We start from the raw sequence: 12,312 nt of genomic DNA, 5'->3' as shown, positions 1-12,312 counted from the left end.
GGCTCAGGCGGCGCGGCGGACTCCGGTGATGCGCATCCAGTCGCCGTCCTGCGCGGCCTGCAGTTCGTCGAACCAGGCGGAATAGCGCTCGATCAGCGCGCCCTCCTGGCCATGCAGGATGCCGGACAGCGCGATCATGCCGCCGGGCTGCACGCGCGAGGCCAGGGTTTCGGCCAGGGCATCGAGCGCGACCGCGAGGATGTTGGCGACCACCACGGGATACGTCGTGACGGGTTCGTTTTCCGGCGCGTAGACATCCAGCAGGTCGCCGACGCCGTTGCGCTCGGCGTTGTCGGCGCTGGCGGCCAGCGCCTGCGGGTCGTTGTCCACGCCCACCGCACGCGCGGCGCCGAGCTTGAGCGCGGCCAGGGCCAGGATGCCGCTGCCGCAGCCGAAATCGAGCACGGTCTTGCCACGCAGCACCAGCGAATCGAGCCAGCGCAGGCACAGCGCCGTGGTCGGATGCGTGCCGGAACCGAAGGCCAGGCCCGGGTCGAGGCGCACGATCACCGCGTCCTGCGCTTCGGCGGGCGTTTCCATGTTCCAGGGCACGATCCAGGTGCGGCGGCCGAACTGCAGCGGCACGTACTGGTCCATCCACGCACGTTCCCAATCCTGGTCGGCGACGGTGCGGAAGTCGGCCTGGGAAAGATCGATCGCGTCGTCGAAGGATTCCAGCGCGTGCAGCACCAGGTCCGGCATCGTGTCTTCCGGGAACAGCGCCAGCAGCGTGATTTCCGGCCACAGCGGGATCTCGCCGACGCCGGGTTCCAGCACCGCACGTTCGTTCGGCGTCGCCGCGTCGGCGTCGAGCAGGGTCACCGACAGCGCGCCGAGATCCATCAGCGCGTTTTCAGCGCGGTGTTCGTCTTCGGCGCGGACGCGCAGGGAGAGTTCCAGGAAAGGCATGGGTCGGAAGGGCTCGGGGGTCAGGGCGGCGGAAGGTTGGCACCGGGGCTGAAATAGGTCAGCGGGACAACGCCGCGGCCGATGCGCTCGCTGTTTTCCGGCGCGGGCAAACGCCACCGCAGCGCCGCCTGCAGTGCGGCCTTGTCGAACGCCGGAGCACCGGAAGGCTGGGCGATCCAGGCACTGCGGACAACGCCGCATCGATTGAACAGCACGCCGACCTTCACCTGGGCCTTCTCGACGCCGTCCATCAGCATCGCCCGCACCTGCGGCGCCGGCGTGGACGCCGGCCCGGATTCGCAGGATTCGTCGGCGACGATGACCTCCCATTCCGCCTGCAGCGCAGTCCCGGACGGGGCCGGCGCAAGCAGGTTGGCCAGGCGTGCGTAGAGCAGTTCGCAGTCGCCGGCCGCTTCGTCGCAGTACAGCTCGATGCGGACCGAGTACGGCGGTTGCTCGGGCATCTGCAGTCGCCAGGCCGCAAATGGTCGTGCGGCGTTTTCCTCGGCCAGGAACAACCAGCGCCCGGCGAATTCACCTTCGCCGATCACCAGCTCCTTGTAGGCCTGGGTGAAACGGACATGTTCCTCGGTGGCCATCGAGCGCCGCCAGCGGGCCGTCTCGCCGCCGAAGAACGACGCGCGTAGCGCGCCCCAGGCATTGAGCCAGGCCTGCGCGGCGGTTTCTTCGGAGTGTTGCGCCTGCAGCCACGCCGGTGTCGCCGGCATCGTGGACGGCGCGGTCATCGCGGGCGCCGTGGCGGCCGCGACGGCGAACAGGGCGGAGATTCCTGGCAGCGGCATGAAGTTCTCTCGGATCCAGGAAGCGCCGCAGAAGCGGCGCTCCGTTACGCCAAACCGACCGACTTCTCTTTGCGCTCCGCCAGCCGCTTCTCGAGGTAATGGATGTTGGTGCCGCCCTGCATGAAGCCCTGGTCGGCCATGATGCGGCTCTGCAGCGGCACGTTGGTCTTGATGCCGTCCACCACCATCTCGCTCAGCGCCACGCGCATACGGGCGATGGCCTGGGCGCGCGTCGCACCGTGCACGATGAGCTTGCCGATCATCGAATCGTAGTTCGGCGGGACCTTGTAGCCCTCGTAGATGTGCGAATCCACGCGCACGCCGGGACCGCCGGGCGCATGGAAATGCTTGATCAGGCCGGGGCTGGGCAGGAAGGTCTCCGGGTCCTCGGCGTTGATGCGGCATTCGATCGCGTGGCCGGTGATCTTGATGTCGCTCTGCTTGATCGAGAGCTTCTGGCCGCTGGCGATCAGCAGCTGCTCACGCACCAGGTCGATGCCGGTGATCAGCTCGGTCACCGGATGCTCCACCTGGATGCGGGTGTTCATCTCGATGAAGTAGAAGCGGCCGTCCTCGTACAGGAACTCGAAGGTGCCGGCGCCGCGGTAGCCAATCCGGATGCAGGCCTCGGTGCAGATGCGGCCGATGTCGGCACGCTGCGCTTCGGTGATGCCCGGCGCCGGCGCTTCCTCGACCACTTTCTGGTGGCGGCGCTGCATCGAGCAGTCGCGCTCGCCCAGGTGGATGGCATTGCCCTGGCCGTCGCTCAGCACCTGGATCTCGACGTGGCGCGGGTTCTCCAGGAACTTCTCCATGTAGACCATGTCGTTGCCGAACGCGGCCTTGGCTTCCTGCTTGGTCGCGGCGATCGAGCTCATCAGCGACGCCGCCTCGCGCACCACGCGCATGCCGCGGCCGCCGCCGCCGCCCGCGGCCTTGATGATCACCGGGTAGCCGATCTCCTTGCCGAAGCGCAGGCACTCGGCCTCGTCGTCGGGCAGCGGGCCGCCGGAGCCGGGCACGCAGGGCACGCCGGCATCCTTCATCGCGCGGATGGCCTCGACCTTGTCGCCCATCATGCGGATCACGTTGGCGGTCGGGCCGATGAAGACGAAACCGGACTTCTCCACGCGCTCGGCGAAGTCGGCGTTCTCGGACAGGAAGCCGTAACCCGGGTGGATGCCCTGGGCGTCGGTCACTTCCGCCGCGGCGATGATCGCCGGGATGTTGAGGTAGCTCTCCGACGACGGCGCCGGGCCGATGCAGACCGACTCGTCGGCCATGGCCACGTGCTTGAGGTTGCGGTCGACGGTGGAGTGCACGGCCACGGTCTTGATGCCCAGGCTGTGGCAGGCGCGCAGGATCCGCAGCGCGATCTCGCCGCGGTTGGCGATGACGATTTTCTCGAGCATGGGTGCGGCCTTAGCTGATGACGAACATGGGCTCGTCGAACTCGATCGGCTGGCCGTTCTGGACCAGGATGGCGCGCACCGTGCCGGACACGTCGGCTTCGATCGGATTGAACATCTTCATCGCCTCGATGATGCCGAGGGTCTCGCCGGCCTTCACCGTCTGGCCGACCTTCACGAAGGCGGGCTTGTCCGGGCTGGGCGAGGCGTAATAGGTGCCGACCATGGGCGAACGCACGGTGTGGCCGTCCGGCACGTCCTTGGTGGACTTGCCCACGGCTTCCGGCGACAGCGCGGCGGCGGGGGCGGCCGGCGCGGCGCGGGCCGGTTCGGCATGCGCGACCGGCGCCGGCGCGGGTGCGGCGGCCAGGGCATAACCGCCCTTGGGCACGCGGGCCAGGCGCACGGACTCCTCGCCCTCCTTGATCTCGATTTCGGCGAGGTTGGATTCCTCGAGCAGGTCGATGAGTTTCTTGATCTTGCGAAGGTCCATGGCGGCCTCGTCTTGTGGTGATGGGTGGAAAGAGAAGGGGAAGGGCCGGCGTCAGATGCCGGTCTGGATCTCGGCGCCGTCGTCGGCGCGCAGGCGGCGGATCGCCGCTTCCAGCGCGTAGCCGTAGCTGTCGGCGCCGAAGCCGCAGATCACGCCGGCCGCCAGGCTGGAGAAATAGCTGTGCTGGCGGAAGGGTTCGCGGGCGTGCGGATTGGACAGGTGCACTTCGATGAAGGGCAGGGCCACCGCCGCCAGGGCGTCGCGCAGGGCGACGCTGGTGTGGGTGAAGGCGGCCGGGTTGATCAGGATGAAGGCGGTGCCGTCGCGGCGGGCGGCCTGGACCCGGTCCACCAGCACGTGCTCGGCGTTGGACTGGAAGCTGTCGAGCTGGTGGCCGGCCTCGGCGGCCCGGGTGGCCAGGGCGGCGTCGATCTGTGCGAGGGTGGCGCGGCCGTAGATGCCCGGCTCGCGTTCGCCGAGCAGGTTCAGGTTCGGACCATGCAATACCAGGATCTTCGCCACGCCGGCCTCCGCAGGGGAGGCACAGTCTGGGGGCAAGCCCGGGCGGCTGTCCAGAAGATAGGCGCGACTTGCCGGATTTTAACGGGCGTTTGAATTCAGTCCGGGTCGCGGCTCAGTCGCGGACCCAGGCCTCGACCGCCGCCACGTCGGCGAACGCGCCGTAATGGGTGCGGGCCACGCGGCCCTGCGCGTCCACCAGCACGGTGTAGGGCAGGATGCCACGGGCATTGCCCAGGCGGATCGAGCTGTCGCCGGGCCCCGGGGTCTCGACCGCCAGCCGGAAGCGCACCGGCACCTCGCGCAGGAAGGCCCGGGCTTCGTCGGCCGAATCCAGGGCGATGCCCACCACCTGCACGCCGTTGCCGCCCTGTTGTTCGGCGTAGGCGTCGAGCACGGGCATTTCCTTGCGGCAGGGGCCGCACCAGCTGGCCCAGTAGTTCACCAGGCGCGGCCGGCCGGCGCCGGACAGGGTGATCGGCTCGCCGCCGTCGAGCGCCTCGAAGATCCAGGCCGGCACCGCTTCGCCGACCTTGACCACGGCCACGCCGGGCGGCGGCGGGCGTTCGGCCGGCCACAGCATGCGTTCGCCCAGCCACCAGCCCAGGCCCGCGCAGACGAACCCCATCAGCGCGATCGCCGACCAGGTCAGCAGGTCCGAACGTTTCATCTCAGCGCGCCGCCTTGGCCAGGGCGTCGTCGACCATGCCCTGGGTCAGGATCGTCGGCAGCACCTCCGGCTCGCCGCCGTTGCGTGCATAGACCACGTACAGCGGCACGCCGACCGCGCCGTGCGATTCCAGGAAGGCGGTGATCGCCGGGTCCACGTCGGTCCAGTCGCCCTTCATGTAGACGGCGCCGGCGGCCTCGAGCGCGTCGCGGAAGGGCTGGCGGCCCAGCACCGTGCGCTCGTTGGCCTTGCAGCTGACGCACCAGTCGGCGGTCATGTTGACGAAGACGACGCGGCCGTCGCGGCGCAGCTGTTCGAGTTTTTCCGCCGAATACGCCACCACGCCTTCCTCGGCGACGGCCGCGCGCTCCGGCGTGGGCATGCGCTGCACGGCCAGTACCGGCCACAGCGCGGCCAGCACCACCAGGCCGGCCAGCAGGCGCGGCAGCAGACGGCCCCAGCGCGCCTTCTCCCACCACCACAGGCCCAGGCCGAGCAGCACGGCGCCCACCAGCACCAGGCCGATCGCATCGGCGCCGCGCTGCTTGGCCAGCACCCACAGCAGCCACACGGCGGTGAGGTACATCGGGAAGGCCAGCACCTGCTTGAGCGTGTCCATCCAGGCGCCGGGTTTCGGCAGCCGCGCGGCCAGCGCCGGCACGAAGCCGATCAAAAGGAAGGGCAGGGCCAGGCCCAGGCCCAGCATCAGGAAGACCAGGATCGCGATCGCCGGCGAAGACGTGAACGCGAAGGCCAGCGCCGTGCCCATGAAGGGCGCGGTGCAGGGGCTGGCAACGACCACGGCCAGCACGCCGGTGAAGAAGTCGCCCGCGGGTCCGGATTTTTCCGTCAGCGACTGGCCGGCGCCGGCCAGCGAGGCACCGAAGCTGACCACGCCCGACAGCGACAGGCCGATCGCCACCATCACCAGGGCCAGCGCCGCGATCACGCCCGGCTGCTGCAGCTGGAAACCCCAGCCCAGCGCCAGCCCGGCCTGGCGCAGCGCCAGCGCGATGCCGCCGACCGCGGCGAAACTGGCCAGCACGCCCAGCGTGTACCAGACCGCCGAACGCCGTGCGTTCGGGCCGCCCTGGGCCAGGGTCAGCGCCTTGAGCGACAGCACCGGCAGCACGCAGGGCATCAGGTTCAGCACCACGCCGCCGCCCAGGGCCAGCAGAAGGGCCAGCCACAGCGGGGTGGCGGCGCGGGTGGGCGGGGTTTCGCGGGGCGCTTCGTCCTGCACGGGGGCGGCGGTGCCGCCGGCCGGCAGGTCGAGCGCGACCACGCGTGTCATCGGCGGGTAGCAGATGCCGTCGGTCTGGCAGCCCTGGAAGGTGATGCGCAGCGTCGCGGGCAGGGCCGTGGTGGCGGTGCGCACCAGCGGCAGCGGGGCGTCGACCGGTTCGAAAAAGACCTGCACGTCGCCGAAGTGTTCGTCGCGGTGCGGCGTCGCCGCCGGCCACTGGATCTCGCCGGCCTGCACGCCGTTGGCTTCGAGCTGCAGGGTCGTTCGGTCGCGGTAGAGGTAATAGCCCGGTGCCGGCGTGAAGCGAAGCAGCAGGCGCTCGGGGGTGTCGACGATGGCTTCGAAGCGGAAGGCCTGGTGCTCCGGCAGCGGCAGGCCGCCGGCGGCGCGCGCGGGGTCGGTGCCGGCGAGCACATCACCGCGGTTGCCGCCGGTGATCGCATCGAGCGCGCCGGTGGCGCTTGCGGACGGCAGGTCCACCGTCACCGTCTTCGTGTGCGGCGGATAGCACACGCCGACATCGGCGCAGCCCTGGTATTTCACCCGGAACTGCAGCGTGGTGATGCCGTCTGCCGCGGCGCCGGTCTGCACCGCCGTCACCGATTCGCGGTAGGTCTCGACGTCGCCGAAGAACTCGTCGGTATAGGCGATGCCCGCGGGCAGCTCCAGCGGGTTGGTCTTGAAACCATCCACCGCCTGCACGCCCATGCGGTGCTTGTAGAGGTAGTAGCCGTCGGCGATCTTCCAGGTGAACTCGATGCGGCCGCGCTCGGGGGCGGTCGCGGTCAGCGCGAAGGCCTCGTCGATCGGCAGCAGGTCGGATTCGTCCACGGCCTTCACGGCCGGGGAAAGCAGCAGCGCGGCCAGGGCGGCCAACAGCCAACGGGTCATGCGGATTCTCGGAAAGGGTGGCGGCCGGCCCCGTTTCGGGAGCCGGCCGCTTCGACTGCCAAGTATCCCCGGAAGTTCGTTGCCCGGGCGAGAACGATCGGTTGCGCCGGGCTCAGGCCCGGTCGGTCATGGCCTCGACGAAGTCCACCAGGGGCAGCTGCTCGGGGCTGCGCAGCGAGCGGAAGGCGACCAGCAGGCGCTCCTCCAGCCCGCATTGGGCATAGAAGTTGAGCAGCATGGCCGGGGTTTCGGCGTCGCCGCCCAGCCAGCGGCCGCCGCGGCCCGTGGCCAGCCATTCGAAGCTGACGGCCGTGGCCATGGCGATCTTGCCCATGTTGTCGGTGGTGGGTTTGGCGCCGTCCTTGCGTTCCCACTGCGCGACGGCGCTGCGGGCCACGCCCACGGCGGCGGCCAGTTCGGACTGCGACATTTCGGCGCCACGACGCGCCTGTCGGATGCGATTGAACAACAGTGTCATTGGTGTATCCCCGGAAATAAAACAAAGACCACGTCGCCGCCTCCTTCGTGGGAGGTGTCGGCGCTTCTGCGGAAACCGGTCCCTCGTCGCCCGGCCTCCCCTGAAGGCCCGGCGGCGCCGGTTTTCCGTTGGCGGGCGGCGGCCGCGATCCTGCGGCTGCCGGGTGGAACGGGCTCCGGCCGGCGTGGCCGGCGGTCTCCCCCTTCCCGGTTTGCGGGTCGAGCCGTCAGTCCGTCTATCCGCGGACCTTTACGACTGACACGTTCCCCGATTCCCCGGCCGATTGTAGGGGCAGGTTCCCGCATGAAATCAACCGGTTTGGTGCCCAGTTCGAGGCCTTTGCGACGAACGGGCCCCGGAGCCCCGATGGCCCCCGGTGTCAGCGCGACGATCCTCCGCGGGCCGCCCCGTCCGGCCCCCGCCTGAAACGGCGCGAGGGGGTGGCCGCGCGGCCTGGCCCCAGGGCGACTTGAAAGGACATGCCCCGGCCCCATCCTTGGCCGGGTCGCGCGGCTTCCGGTGCCCGGTCTGCGCGCGTATCATTGGCACTCACCGGGGTGGAGTGCTAACAGCTTCGCCCCATGTCGTTGAATCAATTGGAATAACGAGGACTCTCATGAACATCAAGCCGCTCTACGACCGCGTGGTCATCAAGCGTATGGAAGAAGAAAAGATGTCCGCCGGCGGCATCGTCATTCCGGACTCGGCCACCGAGAAGCCGATCAAGGGCGAAGTGCTCGCGGTCGGCGCCGGCAAGGCCCTGGACAACGGTTCGACCCGCGCCCCGACCGTGAAGGTCGGCGACAAGGTGCTGTTCGGCAAGTACGCCGGCACCGAAGTGAAGGTCGACGGCCAGGAAATCCTGGTGGTCAAGGAAGACGACATCCTCGCCATCCTCGGCTGATGAACCCGCCGGCCCGCGCCTGCGCGACCGGCCCCTGAAACAACCCCCACAAGAATTCCGGAGTTAGAAAAATGGCTGCCAAGGAAATCCGTTTCGGTGAAGACGCCCGCGCCCGCATGGTCAAGGGCGTGAACATCCTCGCCAATGCCGTCAAGGCCACGCTCGGCCCGAAGGGCCGCAACGTCGTGCTCGACAAGAGCTTCGGCGCCCCCACGATCACCAAGGACGGCGTGTCCGTCGCCAAGGAGATCGAGCTGGCCGACAAGTTCGAGAACATGGGCGCGCAGATGGTGAAGGAAGTCGCTTCCAAGACCTCCGACATCGCCGGCGACGGCACCACCACCGCCACCGTGCTGGCCCAGGCGCTGATCCGCGAGGGCATGAAGGCGGTCGCCGCCGGCATGAACCCGATGGACCTCAAGCGCGGCATCGACAAGGCCGTCATCGCCGCCGTCGACGAGCTCAAGAAGATCTCCAAGCCGTCCTCGACCTCGAAGGAAATCGCCCAGGTCGGCGCCATCTCGGCCAACTCCGACGCCAACATCGGCGAGCTGATCGCCAAGGCCATGGACAAGGTCGGCAAGGAAGGCGTGATCACGGTCGAGGAAGGTTCGGGCCTTGAGAACGAGCTCGACGTCGTCGAGGGCATGCAGTTCGACCGCGGCTACCTGTCGCCGTACTTCGTCAACAACCAGCAGTCGATGTCGGCCGAGCTGGAAGACCCGTTCGTGCTGCTGTACGACAAGAAGATCGCAAACGTGCGCGAGCTGCTGCCGGTGCTGGAAGGCGTGGCCAAGGCCGGCAAGCCGCTGCTGATCGTGGCCGAGGAAGTGGAAGGCGAGGCCCTGGCCACGCTGGTGGTCAACACCATCCGCGGCATCGTCAAGGTCTGCGCCGTGAAGGCCCCGGGCTTCGGCGACCGCCGCAAGGCGATGCTGGAGGACATGGCCATCCTGACCGGCGGCACCGTGATCTCCGAGGAAGTGGGCCTGCAGCTCGAGAAGGCCACCATCAAGGACCTGGGCCGCGCCAAGAAGATCCAGGTCTCCAAGGAAAACACCACCATCATCGACGGCGCCGGCGCCGCCGACGGCATCCAGGCCCGCATCAAGCAGATCAAGGCGCAGATCGAGGAGACCTCCTCCGACTACGACCGCGAGAAGCTGCAGGAGCGCGTCGCCAAGCTCGCCGGCGGTGTCGCCGTGATCAAGGTCGGCGCCGCCACCGAAGTCGAGATGAAGGAAAAGAAGGCCCGCGTCGAAGACGCCCTGCACGCCACCCGTGCGGCCGTGGAAGAGGGCATCGTCCCGGGCGGCGGCGTCGCGCTGATCCGCGCCAAGGCGGCCATCGTCGGCCTCAAGGGCATCAACGAAGACCAGAACCACGGCATCGCGATCGCCCTGCGCGCCATGGAAGCCCCGCTGCGCGAAATCGTCACCAACGCCGGCGAAGAGCCGTCCGTGATCCTCAACAAGGTCGTCGAGGGCAAGGGTGCGTTCGGTTACAACGCCGCCAACGGCGAGTACGGCGACATGATCGAGTTCGGCATCCTGGACCCGACCAAGGTCACCCGCACCGCGCTGCAGAACGCCGCGTCCATCGCCGGCCTGATGATCACCACCGAAGCGATGGTGGCCGAGGCCCCGAAGAAGGACGAGCCGGCTGCCGGCGGCCACGGTGGCGGCATGGGCGGCATGGGCGGCATGGACTTCTAAGTCCCGCGTCCCGCGTTTCCCGCGACATCGAAAGGCCCCGCTCCGGCGGGGCCTTTTTTTGCGCATGTTTCTGCGCTTTCCGGGCCATGGCCGGGGCCGGCGGCCCGGCGCGGCTTCGACTATGCTCGGGACCGGCGCCGCGCGCGCCGCCATTCCCAGGGGAAACGAATGAAACGTCCGGCCTTGCTGCTCCTGCTTGCCTTCGCTCCGGTCGCGGCCCAGGCCGCGCAGCCCTTCAGCGCCGAACGCAGCTGGGAGATCCAGCGCATCGGCAACCCCGAGACTTCGCCGGACGGCCGCCACATCGTCGCGCCGGTCACGCGTGCGGTGCTGGCCGACGACAAGCTGCTGACCGACCTGTGGCTTTGGAGCACGGACGGCAAGACCGAACGTGCGCTGACTTCCGACCCGGCCGCCGAATCCTCGCCGCGCTTCAGCCCCGACGGCCAGACCCTGGCCTTCATCGCCCAGCGCGACGACGACAAGGCGCCCCAGCTCTACCTGCTGCCGCTGGCCGGCGGCGAGCCGCGCCGCCTGACCACCTTCGCCACCGGCGTGTCGGTGCCGCGCTGGGCCGGCAATGGCCGCCTGGTGTTCGCGTCGCGCGTCTGGGCCGACCTGGCGCTGGACAAGCAGGCCGCGCGCCTGAAGGAGCGCGAGGAATCGAAGATGAAGGCGCAGGTCTGGGACGGCGGCCCGGTCGCCGTCTGGGACACGCTGCAGGACGACCGCGAAGGTCACGTGTTCGCGGTGGACATCGCCTCCGGCGCGGTGACGCCGCTGACGCTCGGCCGCGGCCTGCAGCTGCCGCGGTTCTCGCAGGGTTACGAAAACACCTTCGACATCTCGCCCGACGGCAGGGAACTGGCGATGACGGCCGACACCAACCCGGCCCGCAACGTCACCGATGTGGACGTGTACCTGCTGCCGGTGGCCGGCGGCCCCGCCCGCAACCTCAGCGCCGGCAACGTCGATACCGACACCGCACCGGCCTACAGCCCCGATGGCCGGCATCTGGCCTTCCTGCAGCAGCGCGTGCCCGGTTTCTACGCCGCCAAGGCGCGGGTGATGCTGCACGACCGCCGCGGCGGCGGCACCCGCGAACTGCACGCCGACTGGGACCGCAGCGCCGGCCCGCTGGCCTGGTCGCGCGATGGCCGCACGCTGTACAGCGTGATCGACGATGCCGGCACCTTCCGCGCCTACGAACTGCCGCTGGCCGGCAAGCCGCGTGCGCTCACCGGCGAGTCCTCGTTCGGCGGGCTGTCGGTCGGGCCGCAGGGCATCGCCGCGCTGCGCCAGAGCTTCGCCGAACCGCCGACCCTGGTCAGCATCGACCCGCGCAGCGGCCAGGCCACGAAACTCTCGCGCCTCAACGATGCGCTGATGGCCGACACCACGGTCGGTCGCTTCGAGTCGGTGACCTATGCCGGCGCGGACGGCGACCCGATCCAGATGTGGGTCAACTATCCGCCCGGTTTCGACCGGTCGAAGAAGTACCCGGTGTTCGTGCTCATCCACGGCGGCCCGCACAATGCCGTCACCAACTCGATGCAGTTCCGCTGGAACGCGCAGGTGTTCGGCAGCTGGGGTTACGTCACGGCTTGGCCGAACTTCCACGGCAGCTCGGGCTTCGGCGAGGCCTTCACCGATTCGATCAATCCCGAATGGGCCGAGAAGCCCTACCAGGACGTGATCAAGGCCTCGCAGTGGCTGGCCGCGCAGCCCTGGGCGGATGCCGAGCGCATGGTCGCCGGCGGCGGCAGCTACGGCGGGTACCTCACCTCGGTGATCCTGGGGCGCGAGCATCCGTTCAAGGCGCTGGTGGCGCACGCCAAGGTCTACAACCTCTATTCGCAGTACGCCGCGGACTTCGGCACCACGGTGCCGCGTTTCGGCGGCTTCTGGGAAGAGGGCAACCGCGAAGTGCTCGAGCGCAACTCGCCGCACCTGGCGGCCGGCAACTTCGATACGCCCACCCTGGTCATCCACGGGCAGCGCGACCTGCGCGTGCCGGTGAACCACGGGTTCGAGCTGTTCCAGACCCTGCTGGTGAAGGGTGTGCCCACGCGCCTGGTGTATTTCCCGGACGAGAACCACTGGGTGCTCAAGCCGCAGAACTCGGTGTTCTGGTACGCCCAGGTGAAGCGTTGGCTGGACGAGCACAACCCCCCGGGGGCGGCAGGCACCCAGGTGGCCGTGCAGGGGGATTAGGTCGCGGCGTTGCCGGCGCTTGCGCCGGTTGCCTGCTGGCGATGGGAAAGCTGTACGGCGT

11 protein-coding genes are annotated in these 12,312 nt (G+C 69.1%); 3 read left to right on the top strand and 8 right to left on the bottom strand.

Annotated features, from left to right (window positions below; translation table 11 throughout):
* Window positions 1–3: 3 nt before the first annotated feature.
* The 8 genes from prmA to E1B00_RS14200 all read right to left on the bottom strand — a co-directional run bounded on the left by prmA (window position 4) and on the right by E1B00_RS14200 (window position 7,418).
* Window positions 4–909 (bottom strand): 50S ribosomal protein L11 methyltransferase, encoded by a 906-nt coding sequence (gene prmA, locus E1B00_RS14235; protein WP_139449948.1) that lies wholly within the window; start codon window positions 907–909, stop codon window positions 4–6.
* 20 nt (window positions 910–929) lie between these two features.
* The gene (locus tag E1B00_RS14230; RefSeq protein ID WP_139449946.1) at window positions 930–1,712 is read right to left on the bottom strand and encodes an energy transducer TonB; all 783 of its coding nucleotides are present in this window, start codon (window positions 1,710–1,712) and stop codon (window positions 930–932) included.
* 44 nt (window positions 1,713–1,756) lie between these two features.
* On the bottom strand, window positions 1,757–3,124 hold the full coding sequence (accC, locus tag E1B00_RS14225) for an acetyl-CoA carboxylase biotin carboxylase subunit (RefSeq protein ID WP_139449944.1): 1,368 nt from the start codon (window positions 3,122–3,124) through the stop codon (window positions 1,757–1,759).
* Between the two features lie 10 nt (window positions 3,125–3,134).
* Window positions 3,135–3,614 carry an acetyl-CoA carboxylase biotin carboxyl carrier protein gene (gene accB, locus E1B00_RS14220; RefSeq protein WP_139449942.1) on the bottom strand — a complete coding sequence of 160 codons (480 nt, stop codon included), beginning with the start codon at window positions 3,612–3,614 and terminating at the stop codon, window positions 3,135–3,137.
* 51 nt (window positions 3,615–3,665) lie between these two features.
* Window positions 3,666–4,136 carry a type II 3-dehydroquinate dehydratase gene (aroQ, locus tag E1B00_RS14215; RefSeq protein WP_139449941.1) on the bottom strand — a complete coding sequence of 157 codons (471 nt, stop codon included), beginning with the start codon at window positions 4,134–4,136 and terminating at the stop codon, window positions 3,666–3,668.
* Window positions 4,137–4,248: 112 nt separating this feature from the next.
* On the bottom strand, window positions 4,249–4,803 hold the full coding sequence (locus E1B00_RS14210; protein WP_139449939.1) for a TlpA family protein disulfide reductase: 555 nt from the start codon (window positions 4,801–4,803) through the stop codon (window positions 4,249–4,251).
* A gap of 1 nt (window position 4,804) precedes the next feature.
* Window positions 4,805–6,940, bottom strand: a complete 2,136-nt coding sequence (locus E1B00_RS14205) for a protein-disulfide reductase DsbD family protein (protein WP_139449937.1) — start codon at window positions 6,938–6,940, stop codon at window positions 4,805–4,807.
* Window positions 6,941–7,052: 112 nt separating this feature from the next.
* Window positions 7,053–7,418 carry a helix-turn-helix transcriptional regulator gene (locus E1B00_RS14200; protein ID WP_139449936.1) on the bottom strand — a complete coding sequence of 122 codons (366 nt, stop codon included), beginning with the start codon at window positions 7,416–7,418 and terminating at the stop codon, window positions 7,053–7,055.
* A gap of 616 nt (window positions 7,419–8,034) precedes the next feature.
* Here E1B00_RS14200 and groES point away from each other — a divergent pair.
* The 3 genes from groES (at window position 8,035) to E1B00_RS14185 (ending at window position 12,251) form a co-directional block, all read left to right on the top strand.
* The gene (gene groES, locus E1B00_RS14195; RefSeq protein WP_034213129.1) at window positions 8,035–8,322 is read left to right on the top strand and encodes a co-chaperone GroES; all 288 of its coding nucleotides are present in this window, start codon (window positions 8,035–8,037) and stop codon (window positions 8,320–8,322) included.
* Between the two features lie 71 nt (window positions 8,323–8,393).
* On the top strand, window positions 8,394–10,037 hold the full coding sequence (gene groL, locus E1B00_RS14190) for a chaperonin GroEL (protein ID WP_139449934.1): 1,644 nt from the start codon (window positions 8,394–8,396) through the stop codon (window positions 10,035–10,037).
* Between the two features lie 168 nt (window positions 10,038–10,205).
* The gene (locus tag E1B00_RS14185) at window positions 10,206–12,251 is read left to right on the top strand and encodes a S9 family peptidase (protein WP_139449933.1); all 2,046 of its coding nucleotides are present in this window, start codon (window positions 10,206–10,208) and stop codon (window positions 12,249–12,251) included.
* The last annotated feature ends 61 nt before the right edge of the window (window positions 12,252–12,312 follow it).

This window comes from Arenimonas terrae, assembly GCF_006265115.1.
In the GTDB taxonomy this organism is placed as follows: Bacteria; Pseudomonadota; Gammaproteobacteria; order Xanthomonadales; family Xanthomonadaceae; genus Arenimonas; species Arenimonas terrae.
The sequence above is the reverse complement of the archived record's forward strand: the minus strand, read 5'-3'. Positions and strand labels throughout refer to the sequence as shown.